This is a genomic window from Mesorhizobium sp. M1A.F.Ca.IN.022.06.1.1, assembly GCF_003952605.1.
Taxonomy (GTDB): domain Bacteria; phylum Pseudomonadota; class Alphaproteobacteria; order Rhizobiales; family Rhizobiaceae; genus Mesorhizobium.
In genome coordinates this window covers 167,371-190,089 of record NZ_CP034455.1, presented here as the reverse complement: position 1 = coordinate 190,089, position 22,719 = coordinate 167,371, and the positions used below count along the sequence as shown (strand labels likewise).

The window sequence follows — 22,719 nt, the reverse complement described above, 5'->3', positions numbered from 1 at the left end:
GCACAGGAGGACGCCATGACTGTGAAGGCAATTCTTGAGCAAAAAGGCCATGACGTGTTCACACTCGGGCCTAATGAAAAGCTGAGCGAAGCCATTCGCATCCTGACCGAGCATAGGATCGGCGCGCTGGTCATCACCAATGGCGACCGCAAGATCGTCGGCATCCTTTCCGAGCGCGACATCGTGCGAGTATTGGCCAGGGAGGGCGCGGCCGCGCTCGATATTCCGGTCCGATCGGCCATGACGCCGAAGGTCAAGATCTGCAACGAGAACCACACGGTCAACGAGGTCATGGAGATCATGACGAAGGGTCGCTTCCGCCACCTGCCGGTGGAGAAGGACGGGATGCTCGACGGCATCGTGTCGATCGGCGATGTGGTCAAGCGCCGGATCGAGGATGTCGAGCGCGAGGCCGAGGAGATCCGGGCCTACATCGCCACCGCCTGATACAGGCGGGAAGGTGCCGCCAGCACAGCCCGTGGGCTTACAAGCGCAAGCTGCCTGGAGGCCTGCGCGCGGCTTTGGACTTGTCTCAAGGAACGGTTTGCACTAGCGAGTGATGCGATTTTCGCAACGCGATAAGCAAAATCGCGCCAGCCACGAATGCGACCCATAGGCCTCCATGAGCATCATCGATACCCGCACGCCCGACCCGAAACGCCTGATCTCCGGCGCCACCGGCGACTGGGAAATCATCATCGGGCTCGAAGTGCATGCGCAAGTGACGTCCGAGGCAAAGCTGTTCTCCGGCGCCTCGACCTCTTTCGGCGCGGCGCCCAACGCCAATGTCAGCCTGGTCGACGCGGCGATGCCCGGCATGCTGCCGGTGATCAACGAGGAATGCGTCAAGCAGGCGATCCGCACCGGGCTGGGCTTGAAGGCCGCGATCAACCACAAGTCGGTCTTCGATCGGAAGAACTATTTCTACCCGGACCTGCCGCAGGGCTATCAGATCTCGCAGTACAAGCAGCCGATCGTCGGCGAAGGCAAGGTGATCGTCTCGGTCGGACCGGACCGGCAGGGCGAGTTCGAGGACATCGAGGTCGGCATCGAGCGCCTGCATCTGGAGCAGGATGCCGGCAAGTCTATGCACGACCAGCATCCGACAATGTCCTATGTCGACCTCAACCGGTCCGGCGTTGCGCTGATGGAGATCGTCTCCAAGCCGGACATGCGCTCTGCCGACGAGGCCAAGGCCTATGTCAGCAAGCTGCGTACCATAATGCGCTATCTCGGTACCTGCGACGGCAACATGGACGAGGGTTCGCTGCGCGCCGACGTCAATGTCTCGGTGCGCCGCCCGGGTGGCGCGTTCGGCACGCGCTGCGAGATCAAGAACGTCAACTCGATCCGCTTCATCGGCCAGGCCATCGAGTCCGAAGCGCGCCGTCAGATCGCCATCCTCGAAGACGGCGGCTCGATCGAGCAGGAGACGCGCCTATTCGACCCCAACAAGGGCGAGACGCGCTCGATGCGCTCCAAGGAAGAGGCGCATGACTACCGCTATTTCCCCGACCCCGACCTTCTGCCGCTGGAGTTCGACCAGGCCTATGTCGATGATCTGGCACAGCATCTGCCGGAACTCCCGGACGAGAAGAAGGCGCGGCTGATCGGCTCGCTAGGCCTATCGCCCTACGACGCCTCGGTGCTGGTCTCGGAAAAGCCGATCGCCGACTATTTCGAGAAGGTGGCCTCGGGGCGCGACGGCAAGCTTGCCGCCAACTGGGTCATCAACGACCTGCTGGGCGCTCTCAACAAGGCTGGCAAAGATATTGAAAACGCTCCGCTTTCGCCTGAGCAGCTCGGTACCGTCGTCGACCTGATCAAGGAGGGCACGATCTCCGGCAAGATCGCCAAGGACCTGTTCGAGATCGTCTGGAACGAGGGGGGTGATCCGCGCCAACTGGTCGAAAGCCGCGGCATGAAGCAGGTGACAGACACCGGCGCCATCGAGAAGGCGGTCGACGAGGTCATCGCCGCCAATCCGGACAAGGCCGAGCAGGCGCGCGCCAAGCCGACCATGGCCGGCTGGTTCGTCGGCCAGGTGATGAAGGCGACCGGCGGCAAGGCGAACCCGCAGGCGGTCAACGAGCTGGTCAAGGCCAAGCTCGGCATCGAATAGAGCGATGTTCGTCCGCACCGCCAGCGAGCACGATCTTGTTGCGATCCGCGCGCTGCTGGTCGAGACGTGGTATGCGATCTATGACGCCATTTACGGCGCCGAGCATGTAACGGCGATCACCGACGACTGGCATTCTCTTGCTTCGCTCAAGGCGCAGCTGGCCCGGCCGAATTCCGAATTCCTGGTCGCTGACGATGGCAAGCGGCTTGGCGGCATGACTTTCGCGACCGCCACCACCGACCCGAAGATCGTCCTTCTGAACCAGCTCCACGTATCTCCGGATTGTCAGCGGCAAGGGATCGGCCAGGCGCTGCTCGACGAAGTCGAGGCCAGTTTTCCGCAGATGCGGACGCTGCGTCTGGAGGTCGAGCAGGCGAATGCGGCGGCGATCGCCTTCTACGAGGCGAACGGATTTCGGACGGCAGGCAGGACAGCGGATTGCGGCGGCAGTTCGGGATGGCCCGCGCTCATCCTGGAGAAGCGGCTCGGCTAAAGCGCCGGCGGAGCGGCAGGGATTTCCACATTGTCGATCAGCCTGGTGGTGCCGAGCCAGGCCGCCGCGAGCAGGCGGCCGTCGCGGTCTCGTCGCCAGGGCGCGAGCGTTGCGGCCTCCCGCGCGGCGACGTAGTCGACCTTCCGAAAGCCCGCCCTGACGAGCGCTTCGGCAGCCTCACTCACCGCACGTGCCTCATCCGCGCCGGACGCGAGTTCGGCCGCGGTCTGACGCAGAACCACGTTGAATTTGCGCGCGATCTCGAGCTCGGCCGCGCCGAGATAGGCGTTGCGCGACGACATGGCGAGGCCGCGGGAATCACGCACGGTCGGCGCGCCGACGATCTCGACCGGCAGATCGAGATCACGGCACAACTGCCTGACAACGCAAAGCTGCTGGTAGTCCTTCTCACCGAACACGGCACAGTCGGGCGCTGCCTGCAGGAAAAGCTTGGCCACGACAGTGGCGACGCCGTCGAAGAAGGCAGGCCGAAAATCCGTCTCCAGGCCGGAGGAGGGGCCTCCGACCGAGATTTTGGTGGCGAAGCCGGCCGGGTACATTTCCGCCACGCCTGGCGTGAAGGCCAGATGCACGCCTGCTTCCCGCAGTTGGTCGAGATCGCGGGCCAATTGGCGCGGATATTTGTCCAGGTCCTCGGTCGGCGCGAACTGGGTCGGATTGACGAAGACGGAGACGACGCAGCGCTCCGCCTTTTTGAGCGCGATCCTGACCAGCGAGATGTGGCCGTCATGCAGCGCGCCCATGGTCGGCACCATCGCGATCTTGAGGCCAGCCCGGCGCCAATCCCGGATCTGCGCGCGAAGGGCCGCAACGCTCTCGACGACGATTGGCCCGCTCATGCCTGGTCCTTGCCCGATGCCGCCGAAAAAACGTGGTCAGGTCCGGGAAATGCGCGGCTGCGCACCTCGTCGGCGTAACGCGCCGCCGCATCCGCAATGGTGTCGCGCAGCTTTGCGTATTCCTTGACGAATTTCGGCACGAGGTCGACGGTCATGCCGATCATGTCGTCTACCACCAGGATCTGGCCGCCGCAGTCGCCGCTGGCGCCGATGCCGATGGTCGGGATCGCGATATGCCGGGTGAGGTCCGCAGCCACCGCCTCGACCGTGCCCTCGATGACGACCGAGAAGGCGCCGGCCTTTTCAACCGCTTCGGCGTCGCGAAAAAGGGCGGCGATGTTTTCCCTGCTCCTGCCCTTGATCTTGTAGCCGCCCTCCTTGTTCACCGACTGCGGCTGCAGGCCGATATGGCCCATGACCGGGATGCCTTCCGCGACGATTGCCGCGATCTGCGCGGCCATGTCGACCCCGCCCTCGAGCTTGACCGCCTGGCAGGCCGTCTCGCCGATGATGCGCCTTGCCGAGGCAACGGCTTGCGCCACTGAGGCCTCGTAGCTGCCTGCCGGCATGTCGACCACCACACAGGCCTTCGCCGAGCCGCGCATCACCGCTTGTCCATGCGCGATCATCATCTCCAGCGAAGCGCCGAGCGTCGTGGCATGGCCATGCAGCACCATGGCGACGCTGTCGCCGACCAGAAGCAGGTCAACATGCGGATCGAGCATGCGGGCTATCGGATAGGTATAGGCGGTGAGACAGACGATCGGCACGCCGCCCTTGCGGCGGCGAATGTCTTCGGCGCCGATCCGATTGCCGGTGGACCGTTCTGGGGCCAATCGTCACCTCCCTCAACCGGCGCGGGCCGGCCGCCAGCTTTGCCGGGCGTGCGAGCTTTAGAAACTGCGCAAACGCTTGGCAAGCCGAGGTGGCGATATCTCCACGCGTGTATCGATTTAGCGCACGAAGCATTTACATCGCAGGCTGGGCAAAACCCTTGCCTTCGCGTTGACCTGACGCCATAAGCAGGAAACGGCGCGGCCGCTGCCGCAACGAGGATCTGGATGAAGACTTTCCTGCTGCAGTTTTTCACCTGGTGGAACAGCCAGACGCTTGGCACGCGCTTCCACACCTGGCGCTTCGGCAACAAGGTCGGCGAGGACGAGGTCGGCAACGTCTATTACGAGGGCGGCATCGATTCGGAAGGTCGCACCCGCCGCTGGGTCATCTATCGTGACTATTCCGAAGCCTCGAAGATCCCTCCGGGATGGCATGGCTGGATGCATCATCGCGTCGACACGCCTCCGTCGAGCGAAAGCTATAAGGCTCGTGATTGGCAGAAGCCGCACCGTCCCAACCTCACAGGAACGCCGCGCGCCTATCGCCCGCAAGGTTCCATTCTGACCAACCAGCATCGCCCGCAAGTCACCGGCGACTACGACGCTTGGACGCCCGGTTCGTAAACGCGTTTCGGTCTTTTGTCGCCACAATTGGCGTTTAGCTGCTTGCTGATAGCGCAGCCCTGACTAGCCTTGGGCGATTTAGAGAATCACCCGGGCGCAACCACCGGTATCCCTGCATGAACTCTTTCGGCCGACTCTCGACGGGACTGTTCGCGGCAGCGTCCGTTCTGGCTGCCTCGACGGCAGGGTTCGCCGCCGCGCAGACACCGGCGGCGCCGGCGGTTTCCGACCGCATCACCAATCCGGTCGCCGAATTCGCCGGCATCGACAAGATCACCGGCCGCATCATCACCTTCGACGTCTATATCGACGAGACGGTGCAGTTCGGCGCCCTGCAGGTGACGCCGCGCGTCTGCTACTCTCGGCCTGAGACCGAACAGCCGAAGACCGATTCCTTCGTCGAGGTCGACGAGATCACGCTCGATCGCAAGATCCGCCGTATCTTTACCGGCTGGATGTTCGCCGAAAGCCCCGGTCTCAACGCGGTCGAGCACGCCGTCTATGACGTCTGGCTGAAGGGCTGCAAGCAAAAATCGGACGTGCCGCCGCCGACCGCCGCCAAAGCCGATACGGGCAAGCCGAAGACGAATGCCGCCAAGCCGAAGCCGCCCGTGCAGGAGCCGCCTGCCGAGGCAGCGCCTGAGCCGTCGGACGCGGCGCCCGCGCCGGATGGCGCCGACACCACAGACACGAACTGATCTCGGAACTCTCGGAACCCTCTTTTTCGCAATCCGTTGGATAAACGGTGATGGCGACGGGAGATTTCCATGGCAACGATCAGGCCGATCACTGCCAGCAAGAAAGAGCTTCTCGATATCGAGAAAGGCTTCTGGACCGGCGATTCCGCGTATTTCGCGGCCCACGCCGATGTGGATTGCCTCGTCGCCTTTCCGGAGATGGCGCAGGCGATGACCAATGCCGATCTGGCCAAGACCGCCACCAAGCCCAATCGCTGGCGCGATCTCGACATTCGGCTGAAAGGCATGGTCGAACCCGGCAGCGATATCGTCATGCTAACCTACGAGGCGCGCGCGACGCGGGAAAACGGCGAGCCCTATGCCGCTCTCGTCAGCACCGGCTATGTTCATCGCGCCGATGGCTGGAAGATGATGTTTCATTCCCAGACGCCAATTGAAACTGCGAGCGGGTGACCGCTTACCTCAGGGATAAAAGACCGCGTCGCCCTTCAGGGCCTCTGCCAGCATTTTTTCGTAGCGGCTGCGCGGCACGTCGATGGCGCCGAAGCGCTTCAGGTGCTCGGTGGTGAACTGCGTGTCGAGGAGCGCGAAGCGGCGTTCGTTCAGCCGCTCGACGAGATAATAGAGGCAGGTCTTCGAGGCGTCGGTTTCCCGGGCGAACATACTTTCGCCGAAGAAGACGCGCCCGAGTGACACCCCATAGAGACCGCCGGCCAGCCGGCCCTCGCGCCACGCCTCGACGGAATGGCAGTGGCCCAGCCGATAGAGCTCGACATAGGCTTCGCGGATCGGCGCGTTGATCCAGGTCGAGCGGCGCTCGTCGCGCCTTTCCGCGCAGCCGTCGATCGTCGCCTCGAAGTCGAAATCGTAGCGGATGTCGAAAGGGTGCCTGCGGATCGTCTTCTTCAGACTGCGCGGCGTGTGGAATCCGTCGAGCGGGATGATGCCGCGCGTCTCCGGCCGCACCCAGAACACTTCCGGGTCGGTGGCGCTCTCTGCCATCGGGAACACGCCCGAGGCATAGGCTTTCAGCAGCAGGTCGGTCGGGATGCGGTAGCCGGGCGCGTAGGGACGAGTCATTGCGCCATTATAACCGCAAGATCCTATTCCTCCTTGGCCAAATATTTCTCAAGCCAGTGGATGTCGTAATCGCCGTTGGCGATATCCGGATTTCCGACGAGGTCGCGGAACAGCGGCAGCGTCGTCTTGATGCCGTCGACGACGAATTCGTCGAGCGCCCGGCGCAGCCGCATCATGCATTCGACGCGGTTGCGCCCATGCACGATCAGCTTACCGATCAGGCTGTCGTAATAGGGCGGGATCCGGTAGCCGGAATAGACGCCGGAATCGACGCGGATGCCGAGGCCGCCCGGCGTGTGGAAATGCGTGATCGTACCGGGCGACGGCGTGAACGTGCGCGGATCCTCGGCGTTGATGCGGCACTCGATGGCGTGGCCGTTGAACTTGATGTCTTCCTGCTTGACCGACAGTCCGCCGCCGGAGGCGACACGGATCTGTTCATGCACGAGGTCGATGCCGGTGATCGCTTCGGTCACCGGATGCTCGACCTGCAGGCGTGTGTTCATCTCGATGAAATAGAATTCACCGTTCTCGTAGAGGAATTCGATCGTGCCGGCGCCGGAATAGCCAAGATCGGCGATCGCCTTGGCGCAGATGCCGCCGATGCGCGCACGTTCCTCGGCGTTGAGGGCCGGTGAGTTCGCTTCCTCCCACACCTTCTGGTGGCGGCGTTGCAGCGAGCAGTCGCGCTCGCCGAAATGCACGCCGCGTCCGGCGCCGTCGCCGAACACCTGCAATTCGATATGGCGCGGCTTTTCCAGATATTTCTCGATGTAAACGGCATCGTCGCCGAAGGCAGCGCCGGCTTCTGATCTGGCGGTCTGCAGCGCCACTTCGAGGTCGGCTTCGGTGCGGGCGACCTTCATGCCGCGGCCGCCGCCGCCGGCCGAAGCCTTGATGATCACCGGATAGCCGATCGCGGCGGCAATGCGCTTTGCTTCCTTCTCGTCGCTGATCGCGCCGTCCGAACCAGGCACCACCGGGATGCCGAGGCGCTTTGCCGTGCGCTTGGCTTCGATCTTGTCGCCCATGATGCGGATATGGTCGCCCGAAGGGCCGATGAAGGTGATGTTATGGGCGGCGAGGATATCGGCGAACTTGGCGTTTTCTGACAGGAAGCCGTAGCCCGGGTGCACGGCATCGGCGCCGGTGATCTCGCAAGCGGCGACGATCTGGTGAATGTTGAGATAGCTTTCGCGTGACGGCGGCGGGCCGATGCAGACGCTTTCGTCGGCAAGCCGCACATGCATGGCGTCGGAATCGGCCGTCGAATGGACCACCACCGTCTGGATGCCGAGCTCCTTGCAGGCGCGCAGCACCCGAAGCGCGATTTCGCCGCGATTGGCGATGAGGATTTTTTGGAACATCTGCCCGCTGTTCCCGGCTCTACTCGATGACCACGAGCGGCATGCCGTATTCGACCGGCTGGGCGTCCTCGATCAGGATCGCCGTCACCGTGCCGGCGCGCGGCGAGGGAATCTGGTTCATCGTCTTCATCGCTTCGATGATGAGCAGCGTCTGGCCTTCCTTCACCTTCTGGCCGATCTCGATGAACGCCTTGGCGTCGGGCGAGGGCGCGAGATAGGCGGTGCCGACCATCGGCGAGGGCACGGCGTTCTTGGAAGGATCGGCTGCCGTTGCGGGCGCGGGCGCTACCGCCTGAGCCGGCCCGGCAACCGCCGCGGACAGCATAGGAAGCGGAGCAGCGACCGCGTGGACGGCCTGAGACTGACGCGACACGCGCACTTTCAGATCGCCGAGCTCGACCTCGATCTCGGTCAGGTTGGTGTCGTTCAGTATGCCCGCCAAGTCGCGGATCAGCTGCTGGTCAACACCGTTCTTCTTTATCGACATTTTCGAGCCTTCTGTTTGGGAGCCGGTCACAGGCGCGCCGCCAGTGCCTGCAGCGCAAGCGTATAGCCGAGTGGCCCGAACCCGCAGATCATGCCGACAGCGACCGGCGCGACCATGGAGACGTGGCGGAAAGGCTCCCGCGCGTGGATATTGGAAAGATGGACTTCAGCGACGGGCAGCGGCGCGATGGCGCGGATGGCGTCGTGAATGGCAATCGAGGTATGGCTGTAGGCCCCGGGATTGATGACGATGCCTGCGGCCTTTTCACCGGCTTCCTGGATCCAGTCGACGAGATCACCTTCGTGATTGGACTGACGAAAATCGATCTCGAGCCCGAGCGCCGTGCCGGCGGCCTTGCAATCCTCGGCGATGGCGGCAAGCGTCTTGCCGCCATAGATCCCCGGCTCGCGCTTGCCGAGTGCATTGAGATTGGGACCGTTCAGGACGAAAATCGTTTTCAAATATGCCGACCTCTTCGGCGCCGGCCTCAAGCCGGCGCGCCGGACCTCTATAATGGGCATATCCGCCCGCGAAAAGAGCGCAAGTACGTTCTTTCGCTGTCCACAACAGGCGGAAAACCGCCTGTTATCGCGACTCGCAATCCCTTAGAGCATGATCCCGAAAACTGTGCAGCGGTTTTCGGAAAAGACCATGCCCAAACCTAGAGCGCGCTCTTGGCCTGCTCGATCTTCTCCGCCAGAACCTGCTGTCCGAGCGCGCCGAACACCACCTCATTGCCGACCACATAGGACGGCGTGCCGGTGATCGACAGCTTGGTGGCGAGATCGTAGGTGCGCGAGAGCGCTTCGTTGATGCTCGGATCCTTCATCTTCTCGCGCAGCTTCGCCTCGTCGGCACCGAGCGAAACAGCGACCTTCATGGCGGTGGATTCGGTGGCACGGCCCTGGCTGCCGAGCAGCGCAGTGTGGAACTCGCTGTACTTCTCCGGCATCATCAGATGGAAGGCCATCGAGACCACGCTGGCCTTTTGCGAATCCGGGCTGAGGATTGGAAACTCCTTGAGCACGAAGCGCAGGTCCGGATCGGCTTTGGTCAGCGCCTTCATGTCCTCAATGGCGCGTTTGCAGAAGCCGCAATTGTAGTCGTAGAACTCGACGATGGTGACTTTGCCCTTCGGGTTGCCGACCACGCCGTCGAAGGTGGAGTTGAAGATCTCGTCCTTCGCATCCTTGATGACGCCGAGTGCGGCGAGCCGCTGCTCTTCCTTCTGCTTGGCCTCGAGCGCGTCCTGAACCTCGAGCAGGACCTCGGGGTTTTTCAACAGATAGTCGCGGATGATGCCTTCGACCTCCTTGCGGTCGATCTTGCTGTCCGCCGAGGCCACCTGGATGGCTTGCGTCGTGTCGGCCCTAGCGGCCTGCGGGCTTCCTGCCACGAAGCCGAATGCCAGCATGCCGAGCGCCACCGCCACGCCGGCGCTGCCGAGCAGGATTGCCTTGTTCATGATCAGTTCCTTCTGCCTGTCCCGGTCCAACCTGGTCGCCGTGCGCGGCCGGGAGGTTCACTTGAGTTTGTTAGATGGCGTGTAGTTTATGATATCCTGCGCGCGAAGCCAGCGGGGCTCGCCGCGCTTCAATTTCTGTTGAGCGCGCATGGCGAAGATCTTCGCGTTCTTATAGTCGGCCGAATAGAAATGGCCCTCCGCTGTCGCAAGGTCGGCGGCCGGGATTTGCCCCAATTCGGCATAGGCTTGAGCCAGATAGCGGTAGGCTACGGCGTTTTCCTTGTCGCGCCCGATCCCGCTGTTGAGCTGCGCCACCGCTTTGTTGATTGAGTCCGGCGTGCCGACCGCCATCAGCGCCTGGCCGAGCGAGACCAGCAGCAAGCCGGACCGCGCCGCGTCGAGGCTCGCCGCTTTGGCATAGGCATCCGCGGCGTCCTTGGGCCTGTTGGCCTTCATCAGGATGTCGCCGCGCAGTTCCTGGAAATAGGGGTTCTTCGGCTGTTCCTTGATTAGGGCCGCGGTTTTCGTCAGCGCGGCGCCAGGATTGCCGTAGAGATAGGTCTGCTGCGCGTCGCCATAGCGCGAGGCAAGGCTGGTCGGGTTCTTGCGCATCAGCCGCGCCACGGCCGCCTGGCCTTGCATATAGGCCGCGATCTTGATGCGCATCATGTCATGCCGCTGCTGCAGCGCCGGCGCGTCGACCTGGCTGACATATGGGCTCGCCTTGACCAGCACCTCGAGATTGGCGATGCGCTCCCGGGGCATCGGATGGCTGATCCGGTAAGGATCGAGTTGGGTGCCCGACAGCGAAAGCGCGCTCTGGAAGCGCCCGAAGGTCTTCAGCATGCCCATGCCGGACTGGCCGGTGGCATTGAGGTAGGTGATCGCCGAGCGGTCGGCGGTGATTTCTTCGCCGCGCTGATAAGCAAGGATGCTGCGCTGCGCCATCTCGCCGCCGCCGGCGGCGACGCCCATGCCGGTGCCGGCAAGGCCGCGGCTGTTGGTGGTGGCGCCGGCCACGATCGCGCCCGCCCCGAGCAGCGTGGCGATGATGGCCATGGTCTTGGCGCGATCGAGTTGATCGCGCAGCTTCTGCTGGTGGCCGCCGGCAATATGGCCGGCCTCGTGCGCGATGACGCCGATGATCTCGTTCGGCGTCTCGGCCGTCACCAGCGCGCCGGTGTTGATGAACAGGCGGCGGCCGGTCACGAACGCATTGAAGCTCTGGTCGTTGACGAGAACGATGTCGATCCCGTCATTGGCAAGGCCCGCCGCCTTGAAGATCGGTCGGGCATAGTCGCGCACCAGCGCCTCGATCTCGGCGTCGCGCACCACCGGCACGCCTTGCGCGAAGGCGCTCAGCGAAGTGGACACCGCGACGGCGGCGGCAAGCAGGAGCGTCGCGAACCCGCGCGCGGTTCGCCCTATTGCGGTCGATCTATCGATCATCGTTCGGGTCGGCTCAACATGACAGGTCCACTGGTAGACGAGCGGGCGAAGGATGAAAAGTCGGCGCCGATAACTTCCTGCGCGCTTGTGATCCCCACACCAATCGGGCATTTGTGCGGCGCTGCCGTCGAACTCCCGGCAGTTCCAGGGCAAGCGAGCGATGGTTTGCCTGTGGATTTGCCAACCAAAGGCAGGCTGAAGAGTCAGATGGTCGTTTCGCTTTCACGCCGCGGCGAGGTCGAGCCGTTCCACGCCATGGATATTCTGGCCGAGGCCAACCGGCTGAAGGCGACCGGGATTCCCGTGGTATCGATGGCGGTCGGCCAGCCGTCGGACCCGGCGCCGGTCGGCGTCCGCGAAGCCGCCGCTCTCGCGCTGAAGCACGGCCGCATCGGCTACACCGATGCTCTTGGCCTGGCGGAGCTGCGCAAGGCGATCGCCGCGCACTATGGCGAGCATTACGGAATCGATGTCGCGCCCGCCCGTATCGCCGTCACAACCGGATCGTCCGCCGCCTTCAACCTGGCTTTCCTGGCGATGTTCGATCCCGGCGACCGCGTCGCCATCGCCGCGCCCGGCTATCCGGCCTACCGCAACATCATGGCCGCGCTTGGCATCGAGATCGTCGAGATCGAGCTTGGATCGGACGCCTATCTGCATGCCGACCACCTGAAGAGCGCACACCGCGAGAAGCCGTTGAAAGGCGTGCTGTTTGCCAGTCCAGCCAATCCGACCGGCGCGGTCATTCCAGCCGACGAGCTTTCCGCGTTGGTGAAGACCGCAGGCGAGCTTGGCATCGCGGTGATCTCGGATGAAATCTACCACCGGCTGGCCTATGCCGCGCCCGACGTCACTGCACTTGCCTATGGCGCCGGCGTGACGGTGATCAACTCCTTCTCGAAATATTATTGCATGACCGGGTGGCGCATCGGCTGGATGGTGCTGCCGGACGAACTGGTGCGGCCGGTCGAGCGCATCGCGCAGAGCCTCTACATCTCGCCGCCGGAACTATCGCAGGTCGCGGCGATCGAGGCCTTCAATGCCACGCAAGAGCTGGAAGCGGTGAAGGCGCGTTATGCCTGGAACCGCGACCTGCTGATGAAGCGTCTGCCGGAGCTGGGCTTCCCGCTCGCGGCGCCCATGGACGGCGCGTTCTACGCCTTCTGCGATGTCACGCGGCACACCAATGACAGCATGGCCTTCGCGCGCAAGATGCTGGCCGAGGCGCATGTGGCGGCCACGCCCGGCCGTGATTTCGATCCGCTCCAGGGCCATCGCACCATGCGCTTTTCCTATGCCGGCAGCCATGACGACATGGTCGAGGCGCTGGCGCGCATCGAAAGCTGGCTGAAATAGACGCCATGCCCGAGCTTGAACAGGCGCTGGCGGAAGTGGCCGCCGAAATGACCGAGCGCAGCGATCGTGGCGATGTCGCCACCTATATCCCGCAGCTCGGCAAGGTCGATCCGAAGAAATTCGGCATTGCCGCCGTGACCAATGACGGGCGCATCATCGTTGCCGGCGATGCCGATCAGCCCTTTTCGATCCAGAGCGTCTCGAAGGTGTTCACGCTGACCCTGGCGCTGGGCAAGATCGGCGATGCGTTGTGGCAGCGTGTCGGCCGCGAGCCGTCGGGCAATCCGTTCAACTCGATCGTCCAGCTCGAGCATGAGAGCGGCATTCCGCGCAATCCGTTCATCAACGCCGGCGCCATCGTCGTATCCGACATCCTGCTTGCCGGCCACCAGCCGCGCGAGGCGATCGGCGAGATCCTGCGCTTCGTCCAATTCCTGGCCGACGACGACACGATCATCATCGACCGCGAGGTCGCGGCCTCGGAACGCGCTACCGGCTACCGCAACTTCGCTCTGGCCAATTACATGAAGTCCTTTGGCAATCTCGACCATGAGCCGGAGCTGGCGCTGGGCGTCTACTTCCATCATTGCGCCATCGCCATGAGCTGCCGGCAGCTCGCCATGGCCGGCCGCTTCCTCGCCAATGGCGGTCGGAACCCGGCGACCGGGCTGTCGGTCGTGTCGACCGAGCGTGCGCGCCGCATCGGCGCGCTGATGCTGACCTGCGGCCACTATGACGGCTCCGGCGATTTCGCCTTCCGGGTCGGCATTCCGGGTAAGAGTGGCGTCGGCGGCGGTATTCTTGGCATCGTGCCGGGCGTCGCCTCGCTCGCCGTCTGGTCCCCCGGCCTCAACGAGAACGGCAATTCAAAGCTCGGCTCCATAGCGCTTGAGAAGCTCGCCAGGATGATGAACTGGTCGATCTTCGCGCCTTAGCAGGTGCTGGGGCGCAAGATTGGAAGGCCAGAAAACGAGAATCCCGCGCCGGACGAGCACGGGATCTTCTGTTCAACAGCGAAACCTAATGAGCTGACAGAGCTTAGAAAAAGCCCTTCCGCTGCCACCAGCCGGCACGCTTCGGCTTTTCTTCGGTCTTGGCTTCCTCGCTGACGTTGGACGAAACGACGGGGACAGCCGGCGTGTCGATCGACTGCGGTTTGCGCCGCGTTGGATGGGCATTGACGGATGCTTCAGCCTCGCTCGGAGCAGCAGCGGCCGCTGCCAGCTCCGGTTCGGCCGCCGCAGGTTCAGCGGGAAGTCCCGCCGCCGGCTCGGGCGCTTTCTCGGAGACGGTTTCCTCGACAGCCTTCTTCGATCGCGGTGCACGGCGAGGCTTCTTCGGCTTCTCCGTTTCCGCGACATCGTCATTGGCAGGCGAGGGCGCGGCCTGCTCTTCGGCTGCAGCGACCGGCGGCGCGCCCTCGGGAGCTTCGACTTCCGCTTCTTCGCCTTCGAAACCATCGCCGGCATCGGCATCGGCAGGGATTTCGCCTTCCTCGCGGCGATTGCGCTTGCCGCCGCGCTTGCCGCGACGGCGCTTCTTGCCCTGCCCCTCTTCGGCTGCTTCCGCCCCGGCCGGTGCTTCAGCCGTTACCTCGGCTGTCGCTTCGCCAGCAATCGTGCCGACGTCCGCAGGTGCGGGGGCCGAGACGGCATCGCCATGGCCTTGATGCTCGCGGTCGCGATCCTTGCCGCCGCGCCGCCGACGGCGTTTGCGGCGCTTGCGGCCGCCTTCGCCGTCCTCGGACCGATGCGGATGCTGTCCCTGCTGTGGATGGCGCGGCTGTTCGGCCTGAACCGATACCTCTTCTTCCTCCTCGACGACGATCTCGTCCTCGGGCTCTTCCGGCTCGACATAGGTCGGCAGGCTGGGCACCTCGACGAAGCCTTCCGGCTTCTCAGCCACCGCGCCGCGGAAGATCGCGTAGTGTTGCGCGCCCAGCGTCTCGTCGGCTTCGAGCGTGATGCTCAGGCCGAACCGGGCCTCGAGCTCGACCAGATTGGCGCGCTTGTGGTTGAGCACATAAAGCGCGGTCGCCGCCGGCGTGCGCACTGTGATGTGGCTGCGCGAATCCTTGAGCAGGAATTCCTCGATTGCCCGCACCACCATCAGCGCCACCGAGGAGTCCGATCTCACATGGCCTGTGCCGCCGCAATGCGGGCAGGGCTTCATCGTCGATTCCAGCACGCTGGCACGGATGCGCTGGCGCGACATCTCCATCAGGCCGAAATGCGAGATGCGACCGACCTGGATGCGGGCGCGATCGTTCTTGAGGTGATCCTTCAGCCGCTTCTCGACCGCGCGGTTGTTGCGGTTCTCCTCCATGTCGATGAAGTCGATGACGATCAGGCCGGCAAGGTCGCGCAGCCTGAGCTGCCGCGCGACTTCCTCGGCGGCCTCCAGATTGGTGTGGAGCGCGGTGTCCTCGATCGAATGCTCCTTGGTGGAGCGGCCGGAGTTGACGTCGATCGAGACCAGCGCCTCGGTCTGGTTGATGATGATGTAGCCGCCGCTCTTAAGCGTCACTTGCGGCTGCAGCATCCGGTCGAGCTGCGCCTCGATGCCGTTGCGCACGAAGATCGGCGTGGTGTCGCGGTAGGGCTGAACCACCTTGGCATGGCTCGGCATCAGCATCCGCATGAAGTCCTTGGCCTCGCGGTAGCCGTCCTCGCCGGAGACCAGGATCTCGTCGATATCCTTGTTGTACAGGTCGCGGACCGAGCGCTTGATCAGGCTGCCTTCCTCATAGACCAGGGCAGGGGCCGTGGACTGCAGCGTGAGATTGCGGACATTCTCCCAAAGCCGCATCAAATATTCATAGTCGCGCTTGATCTCGGCCTTGGTGCGGCTTTCGCCGGCGGTGCGCAGGATGACTCCCATGCCCTGCGGCACCTCGAGATCGGCGACGACCTCCTTCAGCCGCTTGCGGTCCTGGGCATTGGTGATCTTGCGCGATATGCCGCCGCCACGCGCGGTGTTCGGCATCAAGACCGAATAGCGGCCGGCGAGCGACAGATAGGTGGTCAGCGCCGCGCCCTTGTTGCCGCGCTCTTCCTTGACGACCTGGACCAGTAGGATCTGGCGGCGCTTGATGACTTCCTGGATCTTGTACTGGCGGCGCACCGGCTTGCGGCGGTTGCGAACCTCTTCAAGCGCATCCTCGGCGCCGACCGATTCGATTTCGTGTTCGTCCGAATGTGCGGACGAAACTTCTTCGAGCATGCCGCGATCATCGTCGCTGGGAGCGGCTTCCTCGGCCGGAGCGACCTCGCTGGTCGATTCGGCCTGCACCGGTTCCGAAATCACATCCGCATCGATGCTCGCGGCGATCGAAGTGGGGCCGCTCTCGGAAGGCTGGCGATTCTCGCTGTCGGTCGCATCGGCGTCTTCGGTGTCGCTGCCGGCTTCGGGGGCCTTGTTCTCCTCTTCGCCGGCTGCCTCGGCTACGGTCTCAACGGTTTCGGAGCCTTCGGTGGCTTCGGTCGAGGTATCGGCCGCATCGCCGGGCTCATCAGCGGAAGCGCTGGAAGCTGCGACCTCATCGGCGCTTTCGCCGCCTTCGTCGGCACCGGCAGCATCGGAACCGCGCTTTTGCTCGGCCCGGTCGCGGTTCTTGCCGCCGCGCCGGCGGTTGCGGCGGCCGCCGCGATCGCGCGCCTGCTGTTCCTCGCCGGTCTCGGCCTCCTCGTCCTCTTCGTCGTCCGCCTCCTGCGCTTCGGCGCGCAGCAGGGCCTGACGGTCGGCGACCGGGATCTGGTAATAGTCGGGGTGAATTTCACTGAAGGCGAGAAAACCGTGACGGTTGCCGCCATATTCGACAAAGGCTGCCTGAAGGGAAGGTTCGACGCGGGTTACGCGGGCGAGATAGATGTTTCCTTTGAGCTGCTTCTTGTCCTGGGATTCAAAGTCGAATTCTTCGATGCGGTTACCGCGAACGACAACAACGCGTGTTTCCTCCGGGTGGGAGGCGTCTATCAGCATCTTGTTGGGCATTATTTCGTTTCCTCCCGGCAGCCATCAGCCGCAGCTGGCGAGGCAGACCCCGCCGCTGTGTGCCTGGATTTGTGTGGCTGCCGGATAATTGAATGTCCGCCGGCCGAAGCTTGAGCGCGATGGCGGTGCCGCCCGCAGCCACAATGGCGCGGTTCAATGCGGACCTTTCCATGATTGCGCTTGAAGCCATCGGCACCCAGCAGAACCTTTTGAACCAAAGCCCGGGCTTGGCCGGACCAGCTTGTTTGCTCGCACAGAGCCGGCGCGGGAGATCCCGGCCGTTTTCATCGCGCAAGCGATTCCCCCGCCACGGGAGCACGCCTGCGAAAATCGTCGCGATCATCTGAAACCCGGAAGCGCCTTGCACATCTTACCCTGGCGGGAAGCTGCAGGGCGGGCGGTTCCAGGATTGCAGTGATCCAATGTCGCTTTTATGATTTGGCGGGTTGGAAGGCAACCCCGATTTCGGATGCCGGCAAAAAGCGCTTCCGCTGGGGAAGGTGGCGCTCCACCTACCGCATGAAAGGCTTGGTTAACCTTCTCTGGATACCAATCGTTAATCGGGTTGGCCGCCAGACAGGCCGTTCTGCCAAACAGGCCGGCGCGAGGCGCCTAACGGGGAGCGACTAGAATAGAGATGGGACTGGCAGGCACCGCAGACAAGGAGCGTGGCGCCGCCGGATATCTGCGGCTCATGGCAAGGACTGTTTTCCTGCTGGTGATCCTGCTTGGCGCGACCGCCGCCTCGCGGGCCGACGGGTTGCTTGGCGCCACCGGCTACAAGATGGCCGGCGACGCGACCAAGATGCGCATCGTCGTGACCTTCGACCGAGAACCGGACGTGAAGTGGTTTCTGCTGCGCGGTCCCAGCCGCCTTGTCGTCGACCTGCCGCGCACGCGATTCGCCCTCAACGCCAAGGACGTGAAGCCGCGCGGGCTGGTGCGCGCCGTCCGCTACGGCGATCAGGGCAAAGGCTCTCGGCTGATCCTGTCCGGCAAGGGACCGTTTGCCGTCGACAAGCTCGAGGTGCTGAAGAATGACGATGGCAGCGGCTATCGCGTCGCCATCGACATGTCGGCCGCATCCGAAAGAGAATTCGACGAGGCTTTGGCCAACCAATCGCTGACGACCGGCTCGACCGTTTCTACCGACAAGGGCGGCCGTGTCGGCACAGGGCCGATTTCGGCGCCTGGGCACCGCTTCACAGTGGTCATCGATCCGGGTCATGGCGGCGTCGACGGCGGCGCGGAGAGCGCCGGCGGCACGGTCGAGAAGAACGTCACGCTCGCCTTTGCGACCGAACTACGTGACAAGCTGGCCGCGGTTGGCAGCTATGATGTCTATATGACACGGGACAGTGACGTGTACCTGCCGCTCGACGAGCGCGTGCGCATCGCCCGCCAGCACGAAGCCGATCTCTTGATCTCCATCCATGCCGATACGATCGCCGTCAGAGGTCTCCGCGGCGCCACGGTCTACACGCTCTCGGACAAGGCTTCCGATCCCGAGGCTCAGGCGCTCGCCGATCGTGAAAACCTCTCCGACCAGTTCGCCGGCCTAAAGATCGAGGACGACAATAAGGAGGTCACCGATATCCTGATCGACCTCATCCGCCGCGAGACCCACGGCTTTTCGATGAGCTTTGCGCACACGCTGGTCGGCCAGTTGTCGACCAGCGTCGGTCTGATCAACAATCCGCAGCGCTCGGCCGGCTTCAAGGTGCTGAAGGCGCCCGACGTGCCCTCGGTTCTGGTCGAGCTTGGTTACCTCTCCAACAGCAAGGACGAGGCGCAATTGCTCAGCGCCGACTGGCGCGGCAAGGCGGCTCAGAGCATAACCAATGCCGTTGCCCTGTTTGCCGCGGCGAAAGCGGGAGCCAGGGCTGGGGGCTGACGGGGACCGAACCCGCCCACAACCTTGAGCCGTCCTACAACCGCAAGCAGCGTTGCGCGACGACAACACGTGGCGTTATTATTTGACGGACGGAGTCCTGAAACTTCGTGCTGCCGTATTTTGTCCACATGGTCGCGACAATGGGTTTCCATTGCGGATTGGGACCGGCCCTGAAGCTTGCGCGACTGTCGGCTTCGTTTAGGAAATCCCGGACCTCGGACTGGAGCGGGCATGATTCGTCTCATCGGCTATTTCTTCGGCATCGGCACGACGCTGGCGCTGCTGGTCGCTGCGGGCCTTGCCATCTACATCGGCCATCTGACGAAGGATCTACCCGACTACGAGGTTCTGGCCAAATATGAGCCGCCGGTGACGACGCGCATCCATGCCTCGGATGGCTCGCTGATGGCCGAATATGCTCGCGAGCGGCGCCTTTATCTGCCGATCCAGGCGATCCCGGACCGCGTCAAGGCAGCCTTCATGTCGGCCGAGGACAAGAACTTCTATAACCATCCGGGCATCGACATCACCGGCCTCGGCCGCGCCATCATCGTCAATCTGCAGAATTTCGGCTCCGGCAGGCGTCAGGTCGGCGCCTCGACGATCACGCAGCAGGTTGCAAAGAACTTCCTGCTGACCTCCGACCAGACCTACGAGCGCAAGATCAAAGAGATGATCCTGGCCTTCCGCATCGAACAGGCCTATTCGAAGGACCGCATCCTCGAGCTCTATCTCAACGAGATCTTCTTCGGCTTCGGCGCCTATGGCGTGGCCGGCGCCGCGCTGACCTATTTCGACAAGTCGGTCAACGAACTCACCGTCGCTGAAGCCGCTTACCTTGCTTCGCTGCCCAAGGGCCCCAACAACTATCATCCCTTCAAGCATGCCGACCGGGCGATCGAGCGCCGCAATTGGGTCATCGATCAGATGGTCGAGAACGGCTACGTCACGCGCGAGGAGGGCGACAAGGCCAAGGCCGAGCCGCTCGGCGTGAAGCCGCGCCGCAACGGCTCCTACCTGTTCGCGGGCGAGTATTTCACCGAGGAGGTGCGCCGCCAGATCATCGCCCGCTACGGCGAGAATGCGCTCTATGAGGGCGGCCTGTCGGTGCGCACCACGCTCGATCCGAAAATCCAGCTCATCGCCCGCAAGGCGATGCAGAACGGATTGCTGAAATACGATACGCTGCGCGGCTATCGCGGACCGGTGACCCATATCGACGTTTCCGGCGACTGGGGCGTGCCGCTCGGCGCGGTCAAGGGGCTGGAGGACGTGCCGGAGTGGACGCTCGCCGTCGTGCTTGACAGTTCTGCCGACGGGCTGACGATCGGCATTCAGCCGGCGCGCCAGGTCTCCGGCGACCTCGTCAAGGACCGCGTCGAGGGAACAGTCAGCAAGGACGACATGGGCTTTGCCATGCGCCATTTCGTCAACGGCAAGTCCGTCCGGGCGAAATCTCCGGCGGAAGTGCTTGAACCCGGCGACGTCATCTTCGTGCAGAAGAACGAGGGCTCCGACAACGCCTATAGCCTGCGCCAGGTGCCCGAGGTCGAAGGCGGTCTGGTAGCCATGGACCCGCATACCGGGCGTGTATTGGCCATGGTCGGCGGCTTCTCCTACGCGCAGTCGGAGTTCAACCGAGCGACCCAGGCGATGCGCCAGCCGGGCTCCTCGTTCAAGCCGATCGTCTATTCGGCGGCGCTCGACAACGGCTACACGCCGGCTTCCGTGATCATGGACGGGCCGATCACCATCCAGAGCGGCAACACGACCTGGACGCCGAAGAACTATGACGGCACGGCCGCCGGCCCGGCCACCTTGCGCTCGGGCATCGAGAAGTCGCGCAACCTGATGACGGTGCGGCTGGCCAACGACATGGGCATGAAGCTGGTCGTCGAATATGCCGAGCGTTTCGGCGTTTACGATCATCTTGCGCCCTATCTGCCGATGGCTCTGGGCTCCGGCGAGACGACGGTCATGCGCATGGTGTCCGCCTATTCGATTATGGCCAATGGCGGCAAGTCGATCAAACCGTCGCTGATCGACCGCATCCAGGATCGCTACGGCAAGACCGTGTTCAAGCAGGACGAACGCGGCTGCGAGGGCTGCAACGCTGCCGAATGGAAGAACCAACCCGAGCCGGAACTGGTCGACAATTCCGAGCAGGTGCTCGATCCGATGACCGCCTACCAGATCACCTCAATGATGGAGGGCGTGGTGCAGCGCGGCACCGGCGCCACCATCGCCGAGCTCGGCCGCCATATCGCCGGCAAAACCGGAACCACCAATGATGAGAAGGACGCCTGGTTCATCGGCTTCACGCCGAACCTCGTCGTCGGCCTCTATATGGGCTACGATACGCCGCGCGGCCTGGGCAAGGGGGCCACGGGTGGTGGCCTCGCCGCGCCGATCTTCAAGGACTTCATGCGCGTCGCGCTCGACGGCACGCCCAATGTCGACTTCCAGGTTCCGGAAGGCATGAAGCTGATCGCCATCAACCGCAAGACCGGCATGCGCGCGGCCGAAGGCGACCCCAACACCATCATCGAGGCGTTCAAGCCCGGCACCGGCCCGGCCGACAGCTATTGGGTCATCGGCATGGGCGCGGACGGCTCCAATGGTGCCGGCGGCGCGCTGTCGCCGCAGGCCAATCAGGCCATCCAGGACGGTGGCGGCGGCCTTTACTGACTTCCCCAGGTTTCGAATGGGCCGGCAGCTCAACGCCGGCCCATTTCGCTTTACAGGCGGCGGTGCCGTGCCTATGTATCGCGCCGATTCCGAAAAGAACGACAAGTACAGGACAGAACGAAGAGCCATGCGCGCGGAAACGCAGAACATTGTCGACGAGATCAGGCAGGCGATAACCCTGCTGAGGAGGCATCTTTGACTGGGATCCGGCCCTCAAGCGGCTTGAATATCTGAACTCGCGCGCGGAGGATTCCAGCCTCTGGAACGACCCCGCGGAAGCGCAGAAGCTGATGCGGGAGCGCCAGAGCCTCGATGAGGGGATCGCGGCGGTCAAAGGGCTGACCCAGGCGCTCGAGGACAATATCGGCCTGATCGAACTCGGCGAGGAAGAGGGCGACGAGGGCGTCGTCGCGGAAGCCGAAGCGGCGCTGCGTTCGATGCGGGGCGAGGCCAAGGCCCGTCAGGTCGAGACCCTGCTGTCGGGCGAGGCGGACGCCAACGACACCTATCTTGAAATCCATGCCGGCGCCGGCGGCACCGAGAGCCAGGACTGGGCGTCGATGCTCTTGCGCATGTACACGCGCTGGGCTGAGCGGCGCCGCTTCAAGGTTGAGGTGCTGGAAGTCCATGAAGGCGAAGAGGCCGGCATCAAGTCGGCCACTGTGCTCATCAAGGGGCACAACGCCTATGGCTGGCTGAAGACGGAATCTGGCGTTCACCGCCTGGTGCGCATCTCGCCCTACGACAGCAATGCGCGCCGCCACACCTCCTTCGCCAGCGTCTGGGTCTATCCCGTCATCGACGACACGATCGAGATCAACGTTTCGGAATCCGACGTGCGCATCGACACCTACCGTTCATCCGGGTCGGGCGGCCAGCACGTCAACACCACCGACTCGGCGGTGCGTATCACCCACCTCGCGACCGGCATCGCAGTTGCCTGCCAAGCCGAACGCTCGCAGCACAAGAACCGGGCCAAGGCCTGGGAGATGCTGCGCTCGCGGCTCTACGAGGAAGAGCTGAAGAAGCGCGAAGCCGTGGCGAACGCCACCGAGGCCTCGAAGAGCGATATCGGCTGGGGCCACCAGATTCGTTCTTACGTCCTCCAGCCCTATCAGCTGGTGAAGGATCTGCGCACCGGCGTCGAAAACACCAGCCCGTCAAGCGTGCTCGACGGCGATCTCGACGAATTCATGGAGGCCTCGCTGTCGCATCGCATCGAGGGCGGTGCAGGTGAGGCGGTGGCGGACCTCGACTAGGTATTCCGAAAACTTTCCGCCGGGTGGCGGCTGGCAGGGGGTGAGACC

At 63.7% G+C, this 22,719-nt stretch carries 20 protein-coding genes; 11 read left to right on the top strand and 9 right to left on the bottom strand.

The annotated features are described in order from the left end of the window. Positions 1-15 precede the first annotated feature (15 nt). The 3 genes from EJ078_RS00995 (at position 16) to EJ078_RS00985 (ending at position 2,615) form a co-directional block, all read left to right on the top strand. Positions 16-447, top strand: coding sequence for a CBS domain-containing protein (locus EJ078_RS00995; protein WP_066989480.1), 432 nt, complete (start codon positions 16-18; stop codon positions 445-447). 175 nt (positions 448-622) lie between these two features. Beyond that, the gene (gatB, locus tag EJ078_RS00990) at positions 623-2,122 is read left to right on the top strand and encodes an Asp-tRNA(Asn)/Glu-tRNA(Gln) amidotransferase subunit GatB (RefSeq protein ID WP_095824716.1); all 1,500 of its coding nucleotides are present in this window, start codon (positions 623-625) and stop codon (positions 2,120-2,122) included. 4 nt (positions 2,123-2,126) lie between these two features. Beyond that, positions 2,127-2,615, top strand: a complete 489-nt coding sequence (locus tag EJ078_RS00985) for a GNAT family N-acetyltransferase (protein ID WP_127246958.1) — start codon at positions 2,127-2,129, stop codon at positions 2,613-2,615. Here EJ078_RS00985 and panC read toward each other — a convergent pair. Further along, positions 2,612-3,475 (bottom strand): pantoate--beta-alanine ligase, encoded by an 864-nt coding sequence (gene panC / locus EJ078_RS00980; protein WP_127404265.1) that lies wholly within the window; start codon positions 3,473-3,475, stop codon positions 2,612-2,614. The two genes, EJ078_RS00985 and panC, sit on opposite strands and share 4 nt — an antisense overlap. After that, positions 3,472-4,311 (bottom strand): 3-methyl-2-oxobutanoate hydroxymethyltransferase, encoded by an 840-nt coding sequence (panB, locus tag EJ078_RS00975; protein ID WP_127217302.1) that lies wholly within the window; start codon positions 4,309-4,311, stop codon positions 3,472-3,474. The genes panC and panB overlap by 4 nt, the downstream gene beginning before the upstream one ends. A gap of 225 nt (positions 4,312-4,536) precedes the next feature. Between panB and EJ078_RS00970 the strand changes: the two genes are divergently transcribed. The 3 genes from EJ078_RS00970 to EJ078_RS00960 all read left to right on the top strand — a co-directional run bounded on the left by EJ078_RS00970 (position 4,537) and on the right by EJ078_RS00960 (position 6,086). Further along, the gene (locus EJ078_RS00970; RefSeq protein WP_127217301.1) at positions 4,537-4,935 is read left to right on the top strand and encodes an NADH:ubiquinone oxidoreductase subunit NDUFA12; all 399 of its coding nucleotides are present in this window, start codon (positions 4,537-4,539) and stop codon (positions 4,933-4,935) included. Positions 4,936-5,051: 116 nt separating this feature from the next. Further along, the gene (locus EJ078_RS00965) at positions 5,052-5,633 is read left to right on the top strand and encodes a DUF2155 domain-containing protein (protein ID WP_067321586.1); all 582 of its coding nucleotides are present in this window, start codon (positions 5,052-5,054) and stop codon (positions 5,631-5,633) included. Positions 5,634-5,702: 69 nt separating this feature from the next. After that, positions 5,703-6,086 carry a hypothetical protein gene (locus tag EJ078_RS00960; protein ID WP_066989496.1) on the top strand — a complete coding sequence of 128 codons (384 nt, stop codon included), beginning with the start codon at positions 5,703-5,705 and terminating at the stop codon, positions 6,084-6,086. A 9-nt stretch (positions 6,087-6,095) separates the two neighbouring features. On the opposite strand, the gene aat is transcribed toward EJ078_RS00960, so the two are convergent. The 6 genes from aat to EJ078_RS00930 form a co-directional block, all read right to left on the bottom strand. After that, complete coding sequence (gene aat / locus EJ078_RS00955) at positions 6,096-6,713, bottom strand: leucyl/phenylalanyl-tRNA--protein transferase (RefSeq protein ID WP_066989498.1); 618 nt, start codon at positions 6,711-6,713, stop codon at positions 6,096-6,098. Positions 6,714-6,736: 23 nt separating this feature from the next. Then, complete coding sequence (gene accC / locus EJ078_RS00950; RefSeq protein WP_066989500.1) at positions 6,737-8,080, bottom strand: acetyl-CoA carboxylase biotin carboxylase subunit; 1,344 nt, start codon at positions 8,078-8,080, stop codon at positions 6,737-6,739. Positions 8,081-8,099: 19 nt separating this feature from the next. Next, entirely contained in the window at positions 8,100-8,567 is a 468-nt protein-coding gene (accB, locus tag EJ078_RS00945) for an acetyl-CoA carboxylase biotin carboxyl carrier protein (protein ID WP_127216805.1), read from the bottom strand. 26 nt (positions 8,568-8,593) lie between these two features. Next, positions 8,594-9,028, bottom strand: coding sequence for a type II 3-dehydroquinate dehydratase (aroQ, locus tag EJ078_RS00940; RefSeq protein WP_066989889.1), 435 nt, complete (start codon positions 9,026-9,028; stop codon positions 8,594-8,596). A 200-nt stretch (positions 9,029-9,228) separates the two neighbouring features. After that, the gene (locus tag EJ078_RS00935; RefSeq protein WP_067321649.1) at positions 9,229-10,032 is read right to left on the bottom strand and encodes a DsbA family protein; all 804 of its coding nucleotides are present in this window, start codon (positions 10,030-10,032) and stop codon (positions 9,229-9,231) included. A gap of 57 nt (positions 10,033-10,089) precedes the next feature. Continuing rightward, complete coding sequence (locus EJ078_RS00930) at positions 10,090-11,481, bottom strand: M48 family metalloprotease (RefSeq protein ID WP_208721048.1); 1,392 nt, start codon at positions 11,479-11,481, stop codon at positions 10,090-10,092. A 207-nt stretch (positions 11,482-11,688) separates the two neighbouring features. Here EJ078_RS00930 and EJ078_RS00925 point away from each other — a divergent pair, with 207 nt between their 5' ends. Next, a complete protein-coding gene (locus tag EJ078_RS00925) occupies positions 11,689-12,837 on the top strand; it encodes an aminotransferase class I/II-fold pyridoxal phosphate-dependent enzyme (RefSeq protein ID WP_127216806.1) in 1,149 nt (382 codons plus the stop codon). A 5-nt stretch (positions 12,838-12,842) separates the two neighbouring features. Next, positions 12,843-13,772 carry a glutaminase gene (locus tag EJ078_RS00920; RefSeq protein WP_189413829.1) on the top strand — a complete coding sequence of 310 codons (930 nt, stop codon included), beginning with the start codon at positions 12,843-12,845 and terminating at the stop codon, positions 13,770-13,772. 103 nt (positions 13,773-13,875) lie between these two features. Here EJ078_RS00920 and EJ078_RS00915 read toward each other — a convergent pair whose 3' ends face one another. After that, positions 13,876-16,830 carry an Rne/Rng family ribonuclease gene (locus EJ078_RS00915; protein WP_208721047.1) on the bottom strand — a complete coding sequence of 985 codons (2,955 nt, stop codon included), beginning with the start codon at positions 16,828-16,830 and terminating at the stop codon, positions 13,876-13,878. A 637-nt stretch (positions 16,831-17,467) separates the two neighbouring features. Between EJ078_RS00915 and EJ078_RS00910 the strand changes: the two genes are divergently transcribed. The 3 genes from EJ078_RS00910 (at position 17,468) to prfB (ending at position 22,671) form a co-directional block, all read left to right on the top strand. Then, complete coding sequence (locus tag EJ078_RS00910; protein WP_095778678.1) at positions 17,468-18,724, top strand: N-acetylmuramoyl-L-alanine amidase; 1,257 nt, start codon at positions 17,468-17,470, stop codon at positions 18,722-18,724. Between the two features lie 231 nt (positions 18,725-18,955). Then, positions 18,956-21,412, top strand: a complete 2,457-nt coding sequence (locus EJ078_RS00905) for a penicillin-binding protein 1A (protein ID WP_066989516.1) — start codon at positions 18,956-18,958, stop codon at positions 21,410-21,412. Positions 21,413-21,539: 127 nt separating this feature from the next. Next, positions 21,540-22,671, top strand: a protein-coding gene (prfB, locus tag EJ078_RS00900) for a peptide chain release factor 2 (RefSeq protein ID WP_127216475.1) whose coding sequence is annotated in 2 segments (ribosomal slippage) — positions 21,540-21,605 and positions 21,607-22,671 — 1,131 coding nt in all. Because the reading frame shifts where the segments join, the coding sequence is not laid out codon by codon here. Positions 22,672-22,719 lie beyond the last annotated feature (48 nt).

Excerpts from the sequence above, each read along its gene's own strand:
- EJ078_RS00935 (WP_067321649.1), bottom strand. The coding sequence starts at position 10,032 with ATGAACAAGGCAATCCTGCTCGGCAGCGCCGGCGTGGCGGTGGCGCTC.
- EJ078_RS00910 (WP_095778678.1), top strand. The coding sequence starts at position 17,468 with ATGGGACTGGCAGGCACCGCAGACAAGGAGCGTGGCGCCGCCGGATAT.
- aat (WP_066989498.1), bottom strand. The coding sequence starts at position 6,713 with ATGACTCGTCCCTACGCGCCCGGCTACCGCATCCCGACCGACCTGCTG.
- EJ078_RS00970 (WP_127217301.1), top strand. The coding sequence starts at position 4,537 with ATGAAGACTTTCCTGCTGCAGTTTTTCACCTGGTGGAACAGCCAGACG.
- EJ078_RS00965 (WP_067321586.1), top strand. The coding sequence starts at position 5,052 with ATGAACTCTTTCGGCCGACTCTCGACGGGACTGTTCGCGGCAGCGTCC.
- EJ078_RS00960 (WP_066989496.1), top strand. The coding sequence starts at position 5,703 with ATGGCAACGATCAGGCCGATCACTGCCAGCAAGAAAGAGCTTCTCGAT.
- EJ078_RS00930 (WP_208721048.1), bottom strand. The coding sequence starts at position 11,481 with ATGATCGATAGATCGACCGCAATAGGGCGAACCGCGCGCGGGTTCGCG.
- EJ078_RS00995 (WP_066989480.1), top strand. The coding sequence starts at position 16 with ATGACTGTGAAGGCAATTCTTGAGCAAAAAGGCCATGACGTGTTCACA.
- accB (WP_127216805.1), bottom strand. The coding sequence starts at position 8,567 with ATGTCGATAAAGAAGAACGGTGTTGACCAGCAGCTGATCCGCGACTTG.
- EJ078_RS00920 (WP_189413829.1), top strand. The coding sequence starts at position 12,843 with ATGCCCGAGCTTGAACAGGCGCTGGCGGAAGTGGCCGCCGAAATGACC.
- panC (WP_127404265.1), bottom strand. The coding sequence starts at position 3,475 with ATGAGCGGGCCAATCGTCGTCGAGAGCGTTGCGGCCCTTCGCGCGCAG.
- EJ078_RS00915 (WP_208721047.1), bottom strand. The coding sequence starts at position 16,830 with ATGCCCAACAAGATGCTGATAGACGCCTCCCACCCGGAGGAAACACGC.
- EJ078_RS00905 (WP_066989516.1), top strand. The coding sequence starts at position 18,956 with ATGATTCGTCTCATCGGCTATTTCTTCGGCATCGGCACGACGCTGGCG.
- EJ078_RS00985 (WP_127246958.1), top strand. The coding sequence starts at position 2,127 with ATGTTCGTCCGCACCGCCAGCGAGCACGATCTTGTTGCGATCCGCGCG.
- accC (WP_066989500.1), bottom strand. The coding sequence starts at position 8,080 with ATGTTCCAAAAAATCCTCATCGCCAATCGCGGCGAAATCGCGCTTCGG.
- EJ078_RS00925 (WP_127216806.1), top strand. The coding sequence starts at position 11,689 with ATGGTCGTTTCGCTTTCACGCCGCGGCGAGGTCGAGCCGTTCCACGCC.
- gatB (WP_095824716.1), top strand. The coding sequence starts at position 623 with ATGAGCATCATCGATACCCGCACGCCCGACCCGAAACGCCTGATCTCC.